The sequence below is a fragment of the Chlorobium sp. genome, assembly GCF_049593655.1.
Lineage (GTDB): Bacteria > Bacteroidota > Chlorobiia > Chlorobiales > Chlorobiaceae > Chlorobium.
Genome location: NZ_JBAWHG010000040.1, coordinates 1 through 21,198, shown reverse-complemented (window position 1 = coordinate 21,198; position 21,198 = coordinate 1). Strand labels below are relative to the sequence as shown.

Annotated in this window: 19 protein-coding genes and 2 tRNA genes; 8 read left to right on the top strand and 13 right to left on the bottom strand. The window is 56.4% G+C overall.

The window, feature by feature from the left end:
• Window position 1 precedes the first annotated feature (1 nt).
• From bshA to WBP50_RS06470, 4 genes are all read right to left on the bottom strand, one after another.
• Window positions 2-1,147 carry an N-acetyl-alpha-D-glucosaminyl L-malate synthase BshA gene (gene bshA / locus WBP50_RS06485; RefSeq protein ID WP_423932569.1) on the bottom strand — a complete coding sequence of 382 codons (1,146 nt, stop codon included), beginning with the start codon at window positions 1,145-1,147 and terminating at the stop codon, window positions 2-4.
• Window positions 1,148-1,352: 205 nt separating this feature from the next.
• The gene (locus WBP50_RS06480) at window positions 1,353-2,327 is read right to left on the bottom strand and encodes a calcium/sodium antiporter (protein WP_423932614.1); all 975 of its coding nucleotides are present in this window, start codon (window positions 2,325-2,327) and stop codon (window positions 1,353-1,355) included.
• Between the two features lie 89 nt (window positions 2,328-2,416).
• Window positions 2,417-3,235: an META domain-containing protein gene (locus tag WBP50_RS06475; protein WP_423932567.1), complete on the bottom strand. Its 819-nt coding sequence runs from the start codon at window positions 3,233-3,235 to the stop codon at window positions 2,417-2,419.
• A 73-nt stretch (window positions 3,236-3,308) separates the two neighbouring features.
• A complete protein-coding gene (locus WBP50_RS06470; RefSeq protein ID WP_423932565.1) occupies window positions 3,309-3,764 on the bottom strand; it encodes a phosphate-starvation-inducible PsiE family protein in 456 nt (151 codons plus the stop codon).
• A gap of 257 nt (window positions 3,765-4,021) precedes the next feature.
• Between WBP50_RS06470 and WBP50_RS06465 the strand changes: the two genes are divergently transcribed.
• From WBP50_RS06465 to WBP50_RS06455, 3 genes are read left to right on the top strand one after another with little or no spacing between them, the layout of a single operon-like run.
• Entirely contained in the window at window positions 4,022-4,447 is a 426-nt protein-coding gene (locus WBP50_RS06465) for an acyl-CoA thioesterase (RefSeq protein WP_423932564.1), read from the top strand.
• 12 nt (window positions 4,448-4,459) lie between these two features.
• Entirely contained in the window at window positions 4,460-5,002 is a 543-nt protein-coding gene (locus WBP50_RS06460) for an SRPBCC family protein (protein ID WP_423932562.1), read from the top strand.
• 55 nt (window positions 5,003-5,057) lie between these two features.
• Complete coding sequence (locus tag WBP50_RS06455; RefSeq protein ID WP_423932561.1) at window positions 5,058-6,104, top strand: SDR family oxidoreductase; 1,047 nt, start codon at window positions 5,058-5,060, stop codon at window positions 6,102-6,104.
• Between the two features lie 6 nt (window positions 6,105-6,110).
• On the opposite strand, the gene WBP50_RS06450 is transcribed toward WBP50_RS06455, so the two are convergent.
• From WBP50_RS06450 to groES, 6 genes are all read right to left on the bottom strand, one after another.
• Window positions 6,111-7,139, bottom strand: a complete 1,029-nt coding sequence (locus WBP50_RS06450) for a glycosyltransferase family 2 protein (protein WP_423932559.1) — start codon at window positions 7,137-7,139, stop codon at window positions 6,111-6,113.
• 12 nt (window positions 7,140-7,151) lie between these two features.
• A complete protein-coding gene (gene trpA, locus WBP50_RS06445) occupies window positions 7,152-7,955 on the bottom strand; it encodes a tryptophan synthase subunit alpha (RefSeq protein WP_423932557.1) in 804 nt (267 codons plus the stop codon).
• Window positions 7,956-7,974: 19 nt separating this feature from the next.
• Window positions 7,975-8,661 carry a CPBP family intramembrane glutamic endopeptidase gene (locus WBP50_RS06440; protein WP_423932555.1) on the bottom strand — a complete coding sequence of 229 codons (687 nt, stop codon included), beginning with the start codon at window positions 8,659-8,661 and terminating at the stop codon, window positions 7,975-7,977.
• Between the two features lie 110 nt (window positions 8,662-8,771).
• A complete protein-coding gene (queC, locus tag WBP50_RS06435) occupies window positions 8,772-9,452 on the bottom strand; it encodes a 7-cyano-7-deazaguanine synthase QueC (RefSeq protein ID WP_423932553.1) in 681 nt (226 codons plus the stop codon).
• 139 nt (window positions 9,453-9,591) lie between these two features.
• Complete coding sequence (groL, locus tag WBP50_RS06430; RefSeq protein ID WP_423932552.1) at window positions 9,592-11,235, bottom strand: chaperonin GroEL; 1,644 nt, start codon at window positions 11,233-11,235, stop codon at window positions 9,592-9,594.
• A 45-nt stretch (window positions 11,236-11,280) separates the two neighbouring features.
• Window positions 11,281-11,568 (bottom strand): co-chaperone GroES, encoded by a 288-nt coding sequence (gene groES, locus WBP50_RS06425; RefSeq protein ID WP_012465471.1) that lies wholly within the window; start codon window positions 11,566-11,568, stop codon window positions 11,281-11,283.
• Window positions 11,569-11,770: 202 nt separating this feature from the next.
• Between groES and WBP50_RS06420 the strand changes: the two genes are divergently transcribed.
• Window positions 11,771-12,058 (top strand): hypothetical protein, encoded by a 288-nt coding sequence (locus WBP50_RS06420; RefSeq protein ID WP_423932551.1) that lies wholly within the window; start codon window positions 11,771-11,773, stop codon window positions 12,056-12,058.
• A gap of 21 nt (window positions 12,059-12,079) precedes the next feature.
• On the opposite strand, the gene uvrA is transcribed toward WBP50_RS06420, so the two are convergent.
• Window positions 12,080-14,938, bottom strand: coding sequence for an excinuclease ABC subunit UvrA (gene uvrA / locus WBP50_RS06415; protein ID WP_423932549.1), 2,859 nt, complete (start codon window positions 14,936-14,938; stop codon window positions 12,080-12,082).
• 90 nt (window positions 14,939-15,028) lie between these two features.
• Window positions 15,029-15,469 carry an RrF2 family transcriptional regulator gene (locus tag WBP50_RS06410; RefSeq protein ID WP_423932547.1) on the bottom strand — a complete coding sequence of 147 codons (441 nt, stop codon included), beginning with the start codon at window positions 15,467-15,469 and terminating at the stop codon, window positions 15,029-15,031.
• Window positions 15,470-15,590: 121 nt separating this feature from the next.
• Between WBP50_RS06410 and WBP50_RS06405 the strand changes: the two genes are divergently transcribed.
• On the top strand, window positions 15,591-16,466 hold the full coding sequence (locus WBP50_RS06405) for an alpha/beta fold hydrolase (RefSeq protein WP_423932545.1): 876 nt from the start codon (window positions 15,591-15,593) through the stop codon (window positions 16,464-16,466).
• 33 nt (window positions 16,467-16,499) lie between these two features.
• Here WBP50_RS06405 and WBP50_RS06400 read toward each other — a convergent pair whose 3' ends face one another.
• Window positions 16,500-19,184: a putative LPS assembly protein LptD gene (locus WBP50_RS06400; protein ID WP_423932543.1), complete on the bottom strand. Its 2,685-nt coding sequence runs from the start codon at window positions 19,182-19,184 to the stop codon at window positions 16,500-16,502.
• Between the two features lie 151 nt (window positions 19,185-19,335).
• Between WBP50_RS06400 and trpB the strand changes: the two genes are divergently transcribed.
• The 3 genes from trpB to WBP50_RS06385 all read left to right on the top strand — a co-directional run bounded on the left by trpB (window position 19,336) and on the right by WBP50_RS06385 (window position 21,110).
• The gene (trpB, locus tag WBP50_RS06395; RefSeq protein WP_423932542.1) at window positions 19,336-20,535 is read left to right on the top strand and encodes a tryptophan synthase subunit beta; all 1,200 of its coding nucleotides are present in this window, start codon (window positions 19,336-19,338) and stop codon (window positions 20,533-20,535) included.
• Between the two features lie 242 nt (window positions 20,536-20,777).
• A tRNA-Gly gene (locus WBP50_RS06390) sits at window positions 20,778-20,850 on the top strand.
• Between the two features lie 170 nt (window positions 20,851-21,020).
• Window positions 21,021-21,110 (top strand) — tRNA-Ser (locus WBP50_RS06385).
• The last annotated feature ends 88 nt before the right edge of the window (window positions 21,111-21,198 follow it).

The following is a 21,198-nucleotide window of genomic DNA, read 5'->3' as shown; positions in this document are numbered from 1 at the left end:
TTCAGCCGGGGCGGGACGCTTCGATCAGTTCGGAGTAGAACGCCTCGTACCGTTCGACAAGCAGAGAGGTTTCGAAACGCTTTGCCTGTCGGACGCAGGCTGCAGAAACGGCCTGATGCAGGGTTTCGTCCTGAAGCAGCGTCAGCGATTTTTCGGTCATCGCACCGATATCGCCTGGAGGAAGCAGGTAGCCATGCACTCCGGATTCGATAAACTCGGGAAAACCTCCGGCGTCGGTAGCCACCACCGGCACCCCGCAAGCCATCGCCTCGAGGGCCGCAAGGCCGAACGATTCGGCGTTGCTCGGCATCAGCATGAGATCGGCCAGAGAGAGCAGCGGCACGATATCGTCGATTTTGCCGAGAAAACGCACCCGGTCGGCAATACCCAGTTCACGCACCCGAATCTCGGCGGAGCTCCGTTCGGGGCCATCCCCGACAAAGAGCATCGTCGCATCGATATGCTCCGTGATGGCTGCAAACACCTTGACGATATCGCCGATGCACTTCACCGGCCTGAAATTCGAAATATGGATAACGATCCTTTCACTTCCGAGTCCCAGCTGCCCGCGGAGCACCGGATCGGGAGAGCGGGTAAACAGTGCGGTATCGACAAAATTCGGAATCACCGAAATCTCCTTTTTCGGACTGAACATCCGCCGGGTTTCATCCTGCAGATAACCCGACACCGCAGTCACCCCATCCGATTTGTTGATGGCAAGACGAACGACGTCCTGCATGCCGGGATCGGCTCCCACAACGGTAATATCGGTACCGTGCAGCGTGGTGGCAAGACGGAAACAGCGGACTTCGGCACACTTGTCCTCGAGCATCTGCCGGGCGAGCATGGCGCTCAGGGCGTGCGGAATCGCGTAATGGGCATGAACCACGTCGAGCTTTTCGTAGAAGGCGACAGCAGCGATCTTGGAGGCGAGGGCAAGCGAGTAGAATGGGCACTCGAAGAGCGGGTAGTGCATCGCCTCGACCTCGTGATAGAAAATGTTCTTCGAAAACGTCCCCAGCCTGAACGGGGCCGCCTGGCTGAAAAAATGAACGATATGGCCGCGCCCGGCAAGCGCCTTGCCAAGTTCGGCGGCAATCGCCCCGCTTCCGCCGTAGGTGTGGTGACAGGAGATACCTATTTTCATGACTCTCTGGCTTTTTTGTTGCCGCAATATACCACAAAAAGCAGGAACAAACCCCGCACAAAGGTCTCGACGGCATTGCCGCCGGGCGCTGTTCCGGCGTTCCGGATTAGCCGTTTTTCAGAAACGGAGAGGGCAACGCGATGCCGGTGAAATCCGGAGGGTGGGCGGGAAGAACGGTTCGGCTCCGTCCTGCGCGACGGAAGCGCTACCCTAAGGCCGTCAAAACGAGATAGATGGTATAGGCTGCAAAAGAGCCCAACAGGATCGAACCTTCGATCCTGTTGATCCGTCCCGTCCCCTGACCGCGAAACCCGTAACCGATGACAAAGAGGGAAACGGTCAACAAAAGCATGATCACGTTATCACGAAAAAAAACCGACTGTTCGATGGCCGAAGGGCAGATCGCACCCGCTACGCCCGCAACGGCAAGGATGTTGAAAAGGTTCGAGCCGAGTACGTTGCCGAGCGCGATCTCGTGCTCGCCCTTGCGAACGGCAGCAATCGACGAGGCGAGTTCGGGCAGGGAGGTGCCGACGGCCACCACGGTCAGACCGATCACGAGATCGCTCACTCCGAGCGTTCCGGCGATACCGACAGCCCCCCATACGAGCATGCGCGAACTGACAAGCAGCAGCAAGAGACCTGTCACGACAAGCATGAGCGCCTTGCCGAGCGGCAACTGATGCCGTTCAAGTTCGCTCTCCATTTCGGTGGCGAACCCGTCGCTCGATTTCCGGAGACCCTCCCACGCTGTCCATCCCATCAGGAGAGCGAAAAGAAGCAGCAGAACGAAGGCGTCATGCCTGCTGAACATGCCGTCGAACATCAGAAACGCGGCAACGCCCGTCGCAAGCGTCAGAATCGGAAGCTCCTTGCGCAGCACGCGGGAATGCACGGCTACAGGACTCAGCAGTGCGGTAAGGCCGAGAATGAGCGCGATGTTCGTGATATTCGATCCGAAAACGTTGCCGAGCGCGATATCCGGATTTCCCTGCGAAGCGGATATGGCCGAAACCGTCATTTCAGGAGCGGAGGTGCCGAACCCGACGATCACCATGCCGATAAACAGAGGCGGAACCCTGAAATGCCCTGCGGCCGCGGAGGAACCGTCAACGAAGCGACCGGCGCTCCAGACAAGCAATACAAGGCCGAACACAACAGAAAGCACGAAAAGCAGCATAAAAACAACAGGTTGCATGATGACAGAAGGTACCTGCAGGCACACTGCGGCTTACGGAAGCCGCAAACAAAGCACCGAACCTGCGGCATTCATTTCAGGTAGAGAGCCTCGAACTTTGCCAGCGGCGCCATCCGCGCCCTGTTCAGCTGCAGGGTATCGCCCTTGATGGTATAGCTGTCGGCGGTTTCGAGAACCCTGAAAAACGCGCTCTCCTCCTCCATGTCCGGGCACGCCATCATGGTCGCGCCAACTCCCGAAAAACGGATCCGGTCCGGGGGCCTGAGCTCGTAACTGCCGAAAAATCTGTTGCACCCTCCGGAACCGTGAATCTTGCCACCGGCTTTTTCCAGAACGAGATGCGCTTCATTCTGCCGTCCCGGCGATTTTTTGAGGGGCCTGCCGCCGAGTTCGACAAGTTTCCAGCGGGTTTCACAGAGAGCCGCGTCCGGCAGGATCGCTTCGGGGGATGCGATTTTCTTCAGGACATACCGCTCTGCAAGAGGACCGGTAATGCGAGCACCCTCACTGTCGAGCTGCACCAGCATGTTTTCGCCCACAAGGTAACGGCGTAAACCGCTCCCTTTGCCCGAAACGCTGATCGTGCGTCCCTCGCCGTCCCACACGAAAGAGCCCTCTTCGGAAAAAACCCGCCCGCTTTTTCCGGTGTACCGGCTCAGGACAAGGCTTCTGCCGTTTTCAGAGAGCGTCACGGTCGTTTCGATGCCCGCGCAGTCCGCACAGGGAAGAACTCCCCGGTAGACGCCCGGCCAGTCGAGGGAAATCCTGCTGTTGTCTCCCGTCGAAAGAGGCTCCGCTTCGGCGGAATTGTCGGGTTTCAGATGCCGGGCGCAGCTGCTCATGAAGAGCATGAGCAATGCAAAAAAAAGAGTCGCAGCGGGTTTTTTCATGGGAGATCCTTTTCGGGATGCTGTTATGGGGATAGTTTTCCGGACGAAAAAAACGGAATCTTTTCAGAAAAGGTCACTCGCCCTCCCGTTTCTCCGAACTGGTGACCAGCTTGTGCAGGATTCCGGTAACAAGAAGGGCCGAAAGCAGCAGACCGTAATGCCACGCGTTGAAAATGCTCTCCATATCCTGTGCGCCGGCGGCAACCTTTACCGGCTCGACAATGAGCTGGCGCAGAAGGGTTATCATGGCTACCTCGATAAACACCGCGACATGAAACACGCCGGTTTGCACATAGTTGATTTCGGCTGCAATAAGGCTTGAAAGGGTCCAGACGATAAAGAGCGAGCCGAGAGCCTGCAGAAATCCGTGGGCAAGATCGTTTTTTCCGAAGGAGTGGGCCACGGCAACGGAAAACTCCCATACCACCATCAGGCTCGCTATAACCAGAGCGATGGCGACCAGTGCATGAAGAAAATGGTTGAACCCGTGCAATGAGCGAAGCAGGTATGCTTCAAACTTGATTTTCATGGACGCTCTCGCTGCTGTTTACCGAAACTCGACCGGACGATCTTCCTCCGGGGCGGGGCCGGCTGTTTCTGCAATATTGCAACCATACTCACCGTGCTTGCCCTGTTAAACGGTATAGCGAGGAGAGCGGTTCCTTTATGGTAACAATTCGTACCGCTTCATACAATACGCAGATTGAAAACCTCATGAAAAACAGACCGGCAATCGCCTCTTATCGATCAGGAAATCTTATTTTAGAAAAAGGATAGAGGCATGATATGAGTAATGAACGCGACCGTTTTTCAATCAGCATCGACGTCCTGCCTGAAGATATCGACCTGATGGGTCATGTCAACAACGTGGTCTACCTCCGATGGGTTCAGGACGCCGCTGTCGCTCACTGGGCTACCCTTGCACCTGCAGATGAGCGGCAAACGCTCCTCTGGGTGGTGCGCCGCCATGAAATCGACTATAAAAGGCCTGCATTTGCCGGGGACAGGCTGAAAGCCGAAACATGGATCGGCGCGGCAACGAGATTCGCTTTCGACCGCCATACCGAAATCATCGAAGCATCCCGGGGCCGGATACTGGCAGTCGCCCGGACGGTCTGGTGCCCCGTAGACCGTAAATCCGGCAGACCGGCCGATGTAAGCCCTGTCGTGCGCAACCTTTTTTCGACCCGGGCGCAGGCCGGCCCGGAGTAACCATTCCTCCTGATGGAAAAAGAACAATCCGGAATTTCACCCGCTCAGGAGCGTCGTCTCGTTCAGGGAGATATTCTGATCGATCTTGCCTTTCTTGCCGACGACATCATCGGCGTCAGGGGAAGCGTTTTTATCGACGCCCCTCCTGACGCTGTCTGGAGGGCACTGACGGATTACGACAACCTCCACAGAACCCTTCCGAAAGTCATGGCAAGCCGGCTTGTCGAACGAAACGACAGCGAAGTCATCCTCGATCAGACCGGAAAAACCGGAATATTTATATTTGAAAAAACGGTTAATTTCAGATTGCTGGTCAAAGAGGAACATCTGAAGCGGATTGTCTTCGAGCAGATAAGCGGCGACTTCCTTGTCTACGGGGGATCCTGGCTGCTGCTGCCGCTTTCCGGCCGAAAAAGCACGATACTCTCTTATGAAGCGACGATCAAACCGGCATTTTTCGCACCGCCGATCCTGGTCAGTTTCGTGCAGCGTCAGGATCTTCCGGGCATTTTAAGAGCACATAAACAGAGCGCCGAAAAAGCCTCTGCCACATGATCGGCATTTCCGGCGGCAGATAACCACAGGTAACAAGTCTCACGGAACACGCTCCATGATCACAGAAAAACCAGTCTGCGTTACCGGCGCATCCGGATTCATCGCATCGCATATCGTCAGCCAGCTCCTTGCAGAGGGGTACCGGGTCAGGGGAACCGTGCGCAGGAGCCCCGAACACTACCCGTACCTGCTGCAGCTTCCCGGCGCCAGGGATCGGCTTGAGCTGGTGGAGGCCGATCTGCTCAGAAGCGAATCGTTTCTTCCCGCTTTCAGGGAGTGCGCCTGTGTCATCCATACGGCAAGCCCCTACGTCATCAATGTCAGGGATCCGGAAAACGATCTTGTCAAACCGGCGCTGGAAGGCACAGCCGCGGTGATGGAAGCCGCGGGAAAAACAGCCACACTCAGACGCATCGTACTCACCTCCTCCGTGGCGGCGATCACCGATGAGCCCGACAGTACGAAAGTGTTCACCGAGCGCGACTGGAACACCCGTTCATCCCTGCAGCGTCATCCCTACCACTACTCGAAAACCCTTGCCGAACGAGCGGCATGGGACTATATCGGGCAGAATAAACCGCATTTCGACCTGGTGTCGATCAATCCCGCCATGGTCACCGGCCCCTCGATCGTCCCGACCATCAACACCACCAACGCCATGATCCGCGATATCATAACCGGCGTCTACCCCGGCATACTCGACATAAACTGGGGGTTCGTGGACGTCAGGGACACCGCCCGTGCGCATATTCTTGCCATGGAAAAAGATGAAGCCAGCGGCAGGTACCTTTGTTCAGCCGGCCTTATGCACATGCGCGAACTGGTGGAACTGCTTCGCCTTTCGGGATACGCCGACTACCCGCTGCCGAAAAGGGACCTCACCGGACGCCTCGGAACCTCGCTCATGACCGCTCTCTCGTGGACGCTGCCACGCGATACCGGAACCTACATCCGGACGCACATCGGACGCTCGATCCGTTACGGATGCAGCAAAATCAAGCAGGAACTTGGCATAAGCTTCATGCCGGTCATGGAAAGTATCCTCGAGGCAGCCGACGACATGGTTCGCAAAGGCCATCTCGCTCCATCGAAAAAACCATAGAAAGACTCACCTCCGAAAAAAAACGCTGAACGGCAGACCGCTGAAAAGCGCCCTGTCGCCTTTTTTCCGCAAAGCCTGCACCAGCTTCCTGCCATCGAGCGTTTCGGGCAAGCGCAGCAGAACATCCCGCAAGGCCCTGAGTACCGAAAGGGAGCACGAAATGCCGTCGGGACCTTTGAAAAGATAAAACAGGGCAGAACCCCCTTCCAGAAAAAGACGCACCGGAAGCACCGCCACGAGGGAAGACAGGCTCATGTTTTTCAGGAGCATCAGGAGGTTGTTCCGATGGTTGTAATATATTTTTTCCGGGGAACCCTGCGCCAGCGAAGCGCCGCCCTCATGCCAGACTACCGAAGAGGGCGCCGACATGACACGGTATCCGGCGAGCCGCATCCGCCAGCAGAGATCGATCTCTTCCATATGCATGAAAAAGGAGTCGTCGAACCCGCCGAGCGATTCGAAAACATCCCGCCGGACGAGCATGGCCGCACCCGAAGCCCAGAAAATCTCTTTCGGCTGGTTGTACTGTCCGTTATCGGCCTCCACACCGGAAAAATTCCGGCCGTAGCACCATGGATAGCCAAGCCGGTCGATCATACCTCCTGCCGCACCTGCATGGTCGAAAACCTGCCGCCCCTTTTCGTGCTCCGGAAGGGAGAGAATTTTAGGCTGCAGAGCAGCAATCCGCCGATCGCGCTGTGCGGCAGAAACAAGTTCCTCGAGCCAGCCCGGCTCGTGCCGGGTATCGTCGTTCATGAAAACCAGATATTCCGACCCGGATGCTCCGGCGCCGGCATTGCAGCCGCCCGCATAACCCCGGTTTGCCGGAAGGGAGAGCAGGCGAACACCGGGAAACCTGGAGACAAGCTTCTCCAGCTCCGGCTTGCCGCTCCCGTTATCGACCACCAGGATGCCCAGCGGCCGGTAACGGGTTTTTGAAAGGGAATCGAGGCATCGTTCGAGACGTCCGGCATCCCGGTAATGAGGAATGACGACCTCAACAGTCGGGTAAGCAACAGCAACGGAAATATCCATGAAAACAGCCTTTCAGCGCAGGCTGCGCCAGAACTCGCCGGCAAGCCGGGAGGTCTCGGCGGGGCTGGCTGCACCGGCAAGATGCTGCAGCAGCGCGGAACCCACAACGGCGCCGTCGGCAAAACGCCACATCTGTTCAACGCGCGCCTTGTCCCTGATGCCGAACCCAACGACAAATTTCTTCCGGGTATGAGCCCTGACCCGTTTCAGATACTCCTCAACGGCTTGGTCGCCTTCGGCTCCGGCAAGCTTGGACGTTCCGGTTGTGGCATTGACGGCAAGGCAGTAGGAAAAATCGGTCGAAAGAGCGTCGATCATCTCGATACGCTCCGGAGGCGTTACCGGAGAGATGAGGAAGACCACCGTGAGGCCGAAACTTTTCGCCCTCTCAAGGAAATCCTCCGCCTCCTCGGGTGGAAGATCGGGCAGGAGCAGTCCGTCGACGCCCGCATCGGCTGCATCATGCAAAAAACAGTCCCCGCCGTAGGCGATAAGCGGATTGCAGTAACCCATAAGCAGGATCGGCGCAGTGACTTTACGGCACCCTTCTCCCGCACGGGCCTTCTGTACCAGTTCCAGAAGGTGCTTGACCGTTACTCCGTTGCGGATGGCGGTCTGCGCGGCATCCTGGATAACAGGCCCGTCGCCTACCGGATCGGAAAACGGAATGCCGAGTTCGATGATATCGGCTCCGTTTTCCTGGAGCGCCTCGAGCACCGGCAGCGTTGCCCCCTCCACCGGGTATTCGGGCATGTAGTAGGCGATCAGCAGCTTTTTTTCGCCTTCAAGAAGAGTGGTGATTCGATTTTTTTTCATGGCAAAAAGCGGCGAACGCTCAGAACAGAAGTTGCGGAATAACGAAAATATCAAGGATCATCGAGATCATGGTGATCATATGCACCAGCACGCTTCCCCATACATTACGGGTCTTCAGCACCAGATAGCCTCCGAAAATGCCGATGGGAAAAGCCATCATGGCCATCAGGGCGCGCTCCCGCAAACCGACGGGCGCAACCGCGAAATGGTTCAGGACATAGAACATGGCGGTAAGAAACACCGTCAGGTGCCGGTTGTACCCCTTTTCGATCATGGCGGCGAACATGATACCCCGCCAGAGAAACTCCTCGGCCAGCACCAGCACGGGAAAAAGAAACAGCATGTAACGGTTCACCAGAATGTTCACCATCTCCCCCATCGGCGCGCCACCGTTTTTGTAGTACATCACCGTGTTCATGACGTCCATGGCAAACAGCAGGCCGCCGGCCACTCCTCCCCACAGAAGCGATTTGCGAAGGTCGCCTCCGGCAAGGTACATATCGGACCATTCATGGAACGTTCGGCCGCGCCAGAGAACAAGACCGATGGAGCCGACAACATAGATGAACAGCGCCGGCCACTCCAGAAGCGGCGTGAAATGACCCACAAGACCCGCGATCCATATCAGGGCCATAAGGCCGAATGACAGCTTGAGCCGCTCGTCGAGAGCGGAAAATCCTGCAGAATACGCTTTAACCGGTTTCATGTTTTTTTTTAATTCTGGAAAGGTCATGTTAAAAAGTGGACGTTGTGGACGACATGGACGTTGTGGACAAAAAGTCACAACTCCAGCCTACTGACTACTGACTACTGATTTCAAATATACTTCGGCCTCACCTCATAGTCAATCGGATCGGGCATCCCGTTCAGCTCGAACGCCCTGAGCCTTCTGGCGCAGCTGTCGCACACACCGCAGGCCATACCCTCGCTCTTATAGCACGACCAGCTGTACTCGAAGGGAGCCCTGAGCTCCATGCCTTTAAGCACGATGCCGCTCTTCTGCATGGCGATAAGCGGCGTTTCGATGCGGATATCGGTATCGGGTTTCGTACCAAGCTCGACAACCCTGTTAAAGGCGTCGTAAAATGCCTGACGGCAGTCGGGATAGCCCGACGAATCCTCCTCGACCGCTCCGATGAAAATCTTTCCGGCCCCGATCACCTCCGACCAGCTCACGGCCATCGACAGAAAACCGGCATTGCGGAAAGGCACATAGCTGGTAGGTATGTCCGTCCCCTGCAGATCCGCTCCGCTGACCGGCATGGATGGATCGGTAAGAGAGGAGCCTCCGACCTGGGAAAGGTAGCCTGCATCGATTTCAAGCCGCCGGGTGATGCCGTAGTGCGTGCAGACAAGACGGAAACATTCGAGTTCCTTCTGCCAGGTTCGCTGCCCGTAATTGATGTGCATGGCGGCCAGTTCGAATCCCTCTTCGGCGGCGATGGCCGTTGTAACGAGGCTGTCCATTCCCCCGCTTATCAGGATAACGGCTTTCATGTCAGGAAATGGTTACGGTTGCTGAAGTTTTCTGTAAAGGTATGGAATTCTCCGCTTTTAATCGTGCGGAAGGACATAAAAAAAGCCATCCCGAAGAACATTCGGGATGGCTTTGTCTGGCTATGGCCGGAAAGCGGGATCAGTACATGCCGCCCATTCCACCCATTCCGCCCGGAGGCATTGCCGGCATGTCGGACTTCTCTTCCTTGATGTCGGTAATGGCAGCTTCGGTGGTAAGCAGAATGCTGGCAACCGAAGCGGCGTTCTCGAGAGCGCTTCTGGTTACTTTGGTCGGGTCCACAACGCCTGCCTCGACGAGATTCTCGTACTGCTCGGTGCGTGCGTTGAAGCCGAAGTCGCCTTCAGCAGCCTTGACTTTTTCGAGCACAACAGCGCCGTCGGTGGTGCCGGTGTTGGCAACGATCTGACGAAGCGGCTCTTCGAGTGCGCGGCGGATGATGTCGATGCCGGTTTTCTGGTCTTCGTTGTCAGCAACCGCATTGGCAAGACCCTTGATCGCACGGATAAGGGCTACGCCGCCGCCGACCACGATGCCTTCCTGGACTGCAGCGCGGGTGGCGTGCAGGGCATCCTCGACACGGGCTTTCTTCTCTTTCATTTCGACTTCTGTCGATGCGCCGATGTTCAGCACGGCGACACCGCCGGAAAGCTTCGCAAGACGCTCCTGCAGCTTTTCGGTATCGTAGTCGGAAGTGGACTTCTCGATCTGGCCCTTGATCTCGTTGATGCGTGCCTTGATGTCCTCCTGGGTTCCCTTGCCTTCGACGATGGTGGTGTTATCCTTGTCGATGTTGACGCGGCCGGCCTGACCGAGGTAGGCGATCGTAGCGTTTTCGAGCTTGTAGCCCTTCTCTTCGGAGATTACGGTGCCGCCGGTAAGGATGGCGATATCCTCGAGCATTGCCTTGCGGCGGTCGCCGAAGCCCGGAGCCTTCACGGCGCAGACCTTCAGGGTGCCGCGGAGCTTGTTGACCACGAGGGTGGCCAGCGCTTCGCCTTCGATGTCCTCAGCGATAATGAGCAGCGGACGACCGGTCTGGGCCGATTTTTCGAGGATCGGAAGCAGCTCTTTCATGTTGCCGATCTTCTTGTCGTGAATGAGGATCAGCGGATCTTCGATCTCGGCTTCCATGGTTTCGGGATTGGTCACGAAGTACGGAGAGAGGTAGCCGCGGTCGAACTGCATACCCTCGACAACCTTCAGCTCGGTATCCATGCCTTTGGCCTCTTCGACGGTGATGACGCCGTCCTTGCCGACCTTGTCCATGGCTTCGGCAATCAGTTCGCCGATTTCAGGATCGTTGTTGGCCGAAATGGTGCCGACCTGTGCAATCTCCTTCTTGCCGGAGATGCTGCGGCTGATGTTGCGCAGCTCGGCGACAACCTCTTTCACTGCGCGGTCGATGCCTCTTTTCAGGTCGATCGGACGTGCGCCTGCGGCAACGTTTTTCAGGCCTTCGCGGTAGATAGCCTGTGCAAGCACGGTCGCGGTAGTGGTACCGTCGCCGGCAACGTCACTGGTTTTCGAAGCGACCTCGCGAACCATCTGTGCGCCCATGTTCTCGACAGCGTCGGCGAGCTCGATCTCTTTTGCGACGGTCACGCCGTCTTTGGTCGAGGTAGGAGCACCGAATTTTTTATCGATGAGTACATTGCGGCCGGCAGGTCCGAGGGTGACTTTCACGGCATTGGCCAGTTTGTCAACGCCGACTTTGAGCTTTGCCCTGGCGTCGGAATCAAAAAGAATATCTTTTGCAGTCATTGTAACGCGTTCCTCCTGGAATGGGTTGGTAAATGGTTAAACGAATCAGTCAAGAATTGCGAAAATGTCCGACTCACGCATGATCAGGTAGTCTTCACCTTCAACATTCACTTCGGTGCCGGAATACTTTCCGTACAGCACTTTCTTGCCAACCGTGACCTGCATGTCGAGAAGCTGTCCGTTATCGGCAACTTTGCCCGGACCTACAGCAACAACTTCACCGTACTGCGGTTTTTCTTTACCGGTGTCGGGAATGAAAAGTCCGCCTTTGGTTTTCTCTTCAGCCGGAGCCGGCTTAACAATAACCCGATCAGCTAAGGGTTTCAAGTTCATTGTCTTATCTTGTTTTTATTTGGGTTGAGAGAACGATCGTGTTCGATTGCACTGGATCAGATCAACCTTTTAGCACTCAACCGAAGAGAGTGCTAAAAGAACACCTAAGTATAAAAAAAAATTTTCCCTCTCCAAACTGTTTCTGTACCATGAAGAGAAAGATCGAAACTATCGGACATATCCAGCTATACCATCGGTTCCCATGAAATCAGGCGATAACCAGTACTACTGCACCATCGGCAAGGTAGCCATGGAGAAACTCGAAAGTCTGCGCTCGAAAATGCGGGACGATACGGCGACTGCCGAAGACCGGAAGCATATTGCAATTCTCGAAGAGGTAGCCGCACTGGCAGGCAACCGGGTGTCGGTATCGGAAAACGAGGCCGCCCGACACAAGGGCGGGTCGGTATGGGTTGAAAGAACATCCCAGTCGCACTTCCCCCACATAAGGCTGCACGGGGGAGCGCTCGAAGACGATCCCTTCGGATGATGACCGCCTCCCTTTTCCGGTTCAGACACCCGTGGAAAGATAGGGCCTAAGGTGAAGCCCCGTCAGCGACACGGCCGAAGCCGCAACGGCTTCGGGAGTTCCCTCCGCAACGAGCGAACCGCCCTTGTCTCCGGCTCCGGGTCCAAGATCGATAATCCAGTCCGCCTGCTTGATGATATCCGGGTTGTGTTCGATGATGACCAGGGTATTGTGCTGCTCGAGCAGCTTTTCAAAACAGCGGATCAGCTTGTTGATATCCTCGAAATGCAGTCCGGTTGTCGGCTCGTCGAAAAGAAACAGCGTATGCTCGATGTCGGCGCGGACTATGAAGCCGGCAAGCTTGAGCCGCTGTGCCTCACCCCCAGACAGGGTGCTTGACGACTGCCCAAGCCGTACGTAGCCCAGCCCGACTTCATCGAGTACCTGCAGCCGTCGCACAATCGCCTTTTCGCTGCCGAAAAACCCGATTGCCTCGCTGACGGTCAGATCGAGCACCTCGGCAATGGAAAGCCCCCGGAGTTTGATGTCGAGCGTCTCCTGCTTGTAGCGCAGGCCGTTGCACTCCTCGCAGACCGCTTCGATATCGGCCAGGAACTGCATCTCTATTTTCACGCTTCCCTCGCCGGCGCAGCTTTCGCAACGGCCACCCGGAATGTTGAAGGAAAAATAGCCGGCCTTCCACCCTCTTGCCTTCGCATCCCTGGTCTGGGCGAAAAGAGCTCGGATATCGTCGAAGATTTTCATGTAGGTGGCCGGATTGCTCCGGCTCGACTTGCCGATCGGCGACTGATCGACATGTTCGACCCGGTCGATAAGGCCCGCGCCCGAAATCGAGCGGTGCGTACCCACCTTTTCCCGGCCCCCCTCCTTCTCGCGGAGAATCCCGTTCTTGAGAATATCGTTGACGAGGGTGGATTTTCCGGAACCGCTCACGCCGGTCACGCAGGTCATCACGCCGAGAGGAAAACGCACATCGATGTTCTTCAGGTTGTTCTGCATGGCGCCCCGGATCTCGATGGCTTCCGAAAAATCGGGTTTGCGTCGGACGGCGGGCACCGGAATGACCTTTTTTCCGTTGAGATAATCCGCCGTCAGCGAAGTTCCCGAAACCGCCATTTCCGCTATGGTGCCGTGAAAAACCACCTCGCCTCCCTCTCGTCCCGCCCTTGGGCCGAGATCGATCACCTCGTCGGCCGCCTCGATAATCTCGCGGTCGTGCTCGACCACAACGACCGTATTGCCAAGATCGCGCAGCTTTCTGAGCAGCCTGATCAGCCGTTCCGAGTCGCTCTGGTGGAGCCCGATGCTCGGCTCGTCGAGAATATAGATTGCGCCGACAAGCGGCGAACCGATGGATGTCGAAAGGTTGATGCGCTGGAACTCCCCTCCGCTGAGCGTATGGGTGAGACGGTCGAGCGTAAGATAGTTCAGACCGACCTCGAGCAGATAGGTCAGCCGCTTGAGGATCTCCTCGAGAACCGCTTCGGCAACCTTGCGGTCGAAGGGCGAAATATCGAGCGTGGTGAAAAATTCGTAGGCCTCGCCGATGTTCATGCGGGTCACCTCGCCGATATGACGGCCTGAAATCCTGATGAGCCGCGCATCGGCATTGAGGCGGCTCCCCTCACACTCCGGACAGGTCGCATAACCCCGGTAACGGCTCAGGAAAACGCGGTAGTGCATTTTATAGCCGGCATCCTTCTCGATTTCGGCAAAAAACGGCCAGATTCCGCTGTAGCGCTCCTCCTGGCCGGCAATGCCTTTCCAGATCATCTCCTTGTGCTGGTAGGAGAGTTTTTCATAGGGAATATCGACCGGAATACCCGCCTTCGGCGCCAAGGCAAGCAGCCGGGTCCAGTTCCAGCGGTATTTTTCCGATGTCCAGCAGACGATCGCGCCCTCTGCAAGACTCAGCGATTTATCGGGTATGACCGCATCCTCGTCGATTCCGGCAATTCTGCCGAACCCCTGGCATCGGGTGCACGCTCCTATCGGCGAATTGAAAGCAAAAAGCTGAGGCGAGGGTTCCTGGTACTCGATGCCGTTCAGTTCGAGCCTGTCGCTGAACCTGAACAGCCGGCCTCCGGCAACCTTGAGCACGGCATAGCCACCCGATTCTGCGAAAGCTGTCTCGGCGGCCTGCTCGATCCTGCTGTACACCTTCTCGTCAGGACGCGCGATGAAGCGGTCGACGAGCACGAAAAGTCCGGCAAGCTCCTGGCGCCCCATCCTGCCGATACGCAGGGAGTGCTGTTCCTCGTTCAGGTCCACAACGCTGTCACCCTCGATAATCCGGAAAAAGCCTTTCTTCAGGAGGTTGGCGATCTCCGCTTCGGCCGAACAGTCGTGCATGGCCGCATCCTTGTGGCAGGGAAAGGGAAAGGCAACGAAAAACTTCGTGCCCTCGTCAAAAAAACGGGCCTGACAGCTGAGGTCCTCGGGATTGTGCTTGAGAACCAGTTCATTGGTGTCACGGGAGTATATTTTGCCGATGCGTGCATAGAGCAGCCGGAGGTAGTCGTAGATTTCCGAAACCGTACCTACCGTCGAACGGGGGTTTTTCGGTATGGTTTTCTGCTCGATGGCAATTGCCGGAGCGATGCCTTCGACGACCTCGATATCGGGGCGGGGCATCCGTTCGAGAAACTGACGCACATAAGCCGAAAGCGACTCCACATAACGCCGGTGCCCTTCGGCATAAAGCGTGTCGAAAGCCAGGCTCGACTTCCCCGAACCGCTTACGCCCGTCAGCACCACAAAACGGTTCCTCGGTATGTGGACAGTAATGTTTCTGAGGTTGTGGGTACGGATACCCCGGAGAATGATATCGGGAAGGACGGTCTCGACAGGAACCGTGTCCGTAGATGCGGAAATGGGCATTACTTGAATGGTGAAACTTTCATTGAAAGGGACACGGCAATATACAATCCGGAGGACAGAAAAACCGGGTCTGCAGGATGTCGCATCCGCTCACCCGGAATCACGTCCGCCTTCGGGCTCGCCCTCACTCTTCACCAGCAGCTCGGCTATGGTCGTTGCCGACATGAGCCCCTGTATGCGATCCTGCAATGAGTTCATGTATCCGCGATAGGAACACTGGTCGAAAATCTCGCAACTGGTGATCTTGACCACGCATCGGGTCATATGCGGCTTGCCTTCAATGGCTACCCCGATATCGGCAATGGTGATCTCGGAAGGCTTTCTGGCCAGCCGGTAACCGCCCTTGACTCCCTGAACCGACTCGGTAATCCCGGCTTTTTTCATGCTCTGCATCGCTTTGGAGAGAAACTCCTGCGAAAAGCCGATCTCGTCGGCCATCTCCTTTACCGTTACCACCCTTCCGGAACCTCTGGTGGCAAGATAAGCCGCCGCGTGGAGCCCGTATTCGAATTTTCTTGAAACCTGCAGCATAAAAAATCAGTATAGTGAGTTTCATAGCTCTAACCTGTATTAAATACCTCCGGATTATAATTAGTTTGAAGCATTTTATATTTTAATTTTTTCCTTCAGGATAATATTCCGGTTTTCAACCATGAGCAGCTCTCCAAAAGATCAGTATTTCCTGTGGCAGCTATCCCCCGAGCATGAGGCCAGAATACGTTACCAGGAAACCGGAACCGCCGATTCTTCCGGCCAACCACCCCTGCTTTTCCTTCACGGATACGGGGCGATGATCGAACACTGGGACCAGAATATTCCGCATTTCGCCGGAAGACACAAGATCTACGCCATGGACCTCATCGGGTTCGGCAGGTCGCAGAAACCCAATGTCCGCTACAGCCTCGAGCTCTTTGCCGCACAGATTGAAGCATTCCTGCATCTGAAAAAACTTGACGAGGTTATTCTGGTTGGACATTCGATGGGTGGAGCCGGCAGTATCTACTACGCCCATCTCAGACCTGAAAAAGTACGCGCACTCGTGCTTGCCAACCCTTCGGGGCTTTACGGCGACAGCATGGACGGCATGGCAAAGGTATTTTTCGGACTGGTGGGATCGCCGATGATCGGAGAGGTACTTTTCACGGCATTTGCAAATCCGGTAGGCGTAAGTCAGAGCCTTGCGCCAACCTACTACAACCAGAGCAAGGTCGATCTGCGTCTCATCAACCAGTTCACTCGGCCGCTGCAGGACAGGGGCGCCATATGGTCCTACCTCTCGCCCTCGCGCCGGCCGCAGGATTTCACCCTTGACCATCTCGCCCGGCCGTGCCGGTACAAGGGGAAGGCCGCCCTCATCTGGGGAGCCGAAGACAGCGCGCTGCCACCGCACAGGATCATCCCGGAGTTCCAGCAGCTTCTCCCGCAGGCAGGAGCCTTCATCGTTCCGAAAGCGTCGCACTGCATTCACCACGACGCCCCCGAAGCCTTCAATGAAAGGCTCGAAAACATACTCGACTCTATCTGCTGAGTTTTTCCCCGGAGGAAGCGACGCTGCGCCGCCCTAGTCGGTCCATCCTCTGGTCTTGCCGCCCGTCCTGAAGCGTATATCCTGAAGCTGGGGCGCTTTCAGACCGATCTGGAAATAGTAGCTGTTGTACTCTCCCGATGGCACCCACTGAAATCCCATCTGCCAGCAGTGAAGGTCGCGGAAGACCTGAAGCATCGGAAAAACAAACTTGTTCTGCTCGATATCGTAACCGGTATTGATACCAACCTGCCAGTTCCTGCTCAGGGCGGCTTTGGCCGAAACGTTCAGGAGCGCCGTGGTTTCAGCCTTATCGAGCGGGTTCGGACGGTCGGACTGCAGATAGAGCGACATACGGAGTTTCCAGGGAATGGAGTAATCGATGTCGGTGAAATCCCCGTTGTTGAACCGTTCACGGAAAATCGCCTGTTCGGCGCGAAGCGCTTCGGGCCTTCCCGAACCGCCGGTCAGGCTCTTCCCTTCGAGATTGAGGCTCATGTTGAGATAGCCGCTCACGAACCGGAGCAGTCCGTTGCCCCCTTCCGCATAAAAACGGTTGACTCTCTCGCCGCTCGCCCGGTCGTAATCGTAAAAATCATACAGGGCGCCGGCGCTCATGAGAAAGTTCGGCGAGATCGCGCTGCTCGACGCGGTAACGAGCAGAGGCGACCAGCGGAATTCGTCCGCAGCCATGTTATACGAGGTCGATGCCGCAAGCGAAAGCAGATGCACGGTGCGGTCCGGACCGCTGCCATTCGGGTCGGACGGTCCCAGTTTTCCGTGAAAAAGGTTCTTGAGCATAAACCCGATCGTGCTCTGGCCTTCGGGTATGTCGTGATAGACCGAATGTTCGAAGCGGTTGTAACGCAGATAGCCGGCGCCATCGTATACGGCACTGTAATAGTCGTACCCCGAACCGGTAAAATCCGGATTCCAGGTATAGGAGATAACAGGTATGAGCGTATGGCGCAGAGCCTTCAGACCGGTCAGGCCCTGAAGGAAAGGCGTCTCCATGCTCGCGTACAGCCGGGTGGAAATGTCCGTGCTGAAATTGAAGGTGGAATACCCTTCCGAACCGGTCCTCTCCGTGCTTACGACACCGGTGCCGTCGAAACTCTTCAGGAGATCGTTGCCGACAACGTAATGGTTGAAGGTGAATCCCGCGTTGACGTTGAAGTGACGGAAAAGCGTCGACTGCATGCGAAGCGGAAGCTGAAGCCTCATCCCGTAGCGATCGTCGTCGTTGAGATCGTCGTCGAGCAGGGTTCCCTGCAAGGATATCCCCTGCGTAAAGAGCGCTTTGTTACCTTCCGAAAACTCCTGGTAATAGCCGACCTGCACTCCGGCTTCGGCAAGGTATTCCGACGAATCGAGGCCGTCGTTCGAAGAGAACAGTCCCCGCAACGACGCGCCGGAAGTGACCGAAAGCCTGTCGCGCCAGTCGTCGAAAGTCCCCAGACGGCCCGAACGGAATGGATAGTACCGGTTCTGGTAGAACCCGATGCCCATAAGCACGCTCTGGTCGCTGCTTCTCAAGTCGTCGGTCATCTGAAAACTGGCCGTTGCGATACTGTTCTCGTCGTCGAAGGTCTTGCCGTAGGAGGCGTAGGATTCGGACTGCTCGTTGACGATGGTCTCCGTATCGATGGTGTTCAGGTCGTAGTTGCGATCCCCGCCCTGAAACCGCAGGTTCATGTCGAGGGCAGCCGTGGGACCGAAATTCTGGTGATGCAGGAAGCGCAGGTTCCAGCTGTCGTATTTCTCGTAGTCGGAGTCCCCTGAATCCCCCGCCAGGTAGCGTTCGAACTCCCCTTCAAGCATCCCGGAATACTCGTAACGGGTGTTGTAGCGGAAACGCTGCCCCAGACGCCAGCTTCCGTTGAAAGCGATATCGCCTTCGATGCGCAGATCGGTATAGTCGTTGATCGCCCAGAAATAGCCCAGATCGGAAAAATAGTAACCCCGGTCGCTGTCGTGACTGAAACGGGGAATCAGCAGCCCCGAGGCCCGACCTTCCCGGAGGGGAAAAATCATGAAGGGAAGCGGCAGAATGGGAATGGCCGGCAGGCGCTTCGAGAAGATTTCCGGCCGGATATACATGATGAACGGACTGGCGATAATCCGGCTGTCGGGAATGATTTTCATGTAGCCCGACGACACCCAGTAATGCGGATCCTCGTCGTCGCAGGTGGTAAAGGTGCCGTCCCGCACGATCATCTCGCCGTTTTCGAGCCTGGTAACCTTCTGCCCGCTGAAAATCACGCCCGATGAACGCGACGATATATTGGAGGTCTCACCTTTTCCGGAGGTAAACGTATAGGTGATCTTGTCGGCATTGAAACTGCCGTCGCGGTTGGTGAACACCGCAGGTTCACGCTTTCCGGCGGCTCCTGCAGGCGCCGCGAAAGCGTCGAGGGTCGAACGTTGCAGATCGACGTTGATCTTCGGCGCTGAAACCGTGGTGGAATCGCGTTCGACGCGCGCTTTCCCCAGAAGCTCCATGGTCTTCCGGTCGAAACGGTAGATAACAGAATCCCTTGCCGAAAAGGATATGGTGCTTTGCGGAGACTGCATGGCTGCTCCGTCCCCGGCAACCGCAACCCCTCCGGCAGCCGACGGCTGTCCGGCAGCATACGCCGGCGACGGCAACCCGGGCAGGCCGGTATTGACGAGCATGCCCAGCGCAGCGGCAATCACTATGGTACGCCTCGAAACACTCACAAAACAACTCCCCGGAACGGATGGACAAGGTTATCTTTCATAGGTATCTCTGAAAAGTTTCAATATATTATTTTATTGTTGCAGTACCGTTGACTTTTCTCTGTCCGCTCTACTGACCGGCCCTCGAAAAAAACAATAGTCCTTTAGGTTCATGTCCTCGACTCCTTATTCTGCTCCCGATGCAAAGGGGCATTTCGGTGTTTTCGGTGGAAAATTCATCCCCGAAACCCTCATAAAAAATGCTGCCGATCTCGAATCGGAATACCTGAAAGCAAAAAACGATCCCGATTTCAATGCGACGCTTGAAAAACTGCTTCGCGATTATGTCGGTCGGCCGACCCCTCTCTATCATGCCGAAAACCTCAGCCGGAAGACCGGAGGCGCGGCCATCTACCTGAAACGGGAGGATCTCTGCCATACCGGCGCCCACAAGGTCAACAACGCTCTCGGCCAGGTTCTGCTCGCCCGCAGAATGGGCAAGCGGCGCATCATTGCCGAAACCGGCGCGGGGCAGCACGGCGTAGCCACGGCAACGGTATGCGCGCTCTTCGGTCTCGACTGCATCGTCTATATGGGAGAGGAAGATATTCGACGGCAGGCTCCGAATGTCGCACGCATGAAACTGCTCGGAGCCGAGGTACGGCCGGTATCCTGCGGATCCAGAACGCTCAAGGACGCCACCAGCGAGGCTATCCGCGACTGGATGAACAACCCCGAGGACACCTTCTATATCATCGGCTCCGTTGTGGGCACGCACCCTTACCCGATGATCGTGCGCGACTTTCAGGCCGTTATCGGCAGGGAAACGAAAAAACAGATCCTCGAACAGGCCGGCCGGCTGCCGGATGTCGTCACCGCATGCGTTGGGGGCGGAAGCAACGCCATAGGCATGTTCTACGAATTCCTCAACGATGTGCCCGGCGTCGAACTGGTTGGCGTCGAAGCCGCGGGCGAAGGGCTCAATGGGCTGCACGCGGCATCGCTTACCCTCGGCTCTCCCGGCGTACTGCACGGAGCCATGATCAAGCTGCTGCAGACCGAAGACGGCCAGGTGCTTGAAGCGCACTCCATTTCAGCCGGTCTCGACTATCCCGGCGTAGGACCGGAACACTGCCACCTGCAGGAAACCGGATTGGTGACCTACACCTCGGCCACCGACAGGGAAGCGCTCGATGCCCTGAAAACGCTGGCCGAGACCGAAGGCATCATCTGCGCACTCGAATCGGCCCATGCCATGCACTACGCCATCACCCGGGCCGCAACCATGAGCCGCGATTCGATCATCGCGGTCAGCCTCTCGGGTCGCGGCGACAAGGATATGGAAACCATCATCACCGCACTCGGCCTCTGAAACGAGATGGGGTTTTTCGTACCCTCGCCGCCGGTATGCCGCTCCTGACGGGGCTTGAAAAGAAAGGGCGCGGAGCCTGGAAAGAAGATGGCGCGCCACTATCCAGTCACGCAGGGACGGCATTCCGGCACAGCCGGAAAGCGTAAATAAAACGGGTTTTCGGGCCTGATTTTTTCCTCCGAAAAATTTCAGGCAGGTGTTGCACAGTTTTGAAATATCCTTATATTTATGCCTTCATAAACGCGGGAATAGCTCAGTTGGTAGAGCACAACCTTGCCAAGGTTGGGGTCGCGAGTTCGAGTCTCGTTTCCCGCTCAGGAACAGAAAAAGCCCCGGTATCCACCGGGGCTTTTTTCGTTTCCCGTTCTGCAGGGCCGGATTAAAAGAATTTCCAAAAAGATTCAGGATTTTATTATATTCACACCCTATGTTGAAAAACATCAGATCCGGCGGAAAAAAGTCTGTAAGTTTTTGCAATACAACACGGAGAGGTGCGAGAGTGGTTGAATCGGGCGGTCTCGAAAACCGCTGTGCGCGCAAGTGTACCGTGGGTTCGAATCCCACCCTCTCCGCCATGAGACAGTTCAGAGCTGTCTTATGTAGTCCGAAAAGCCCTGTAAAATCAGGGCTTTTCTTGTTTTGGTGTCTACCATTGTCTAAACT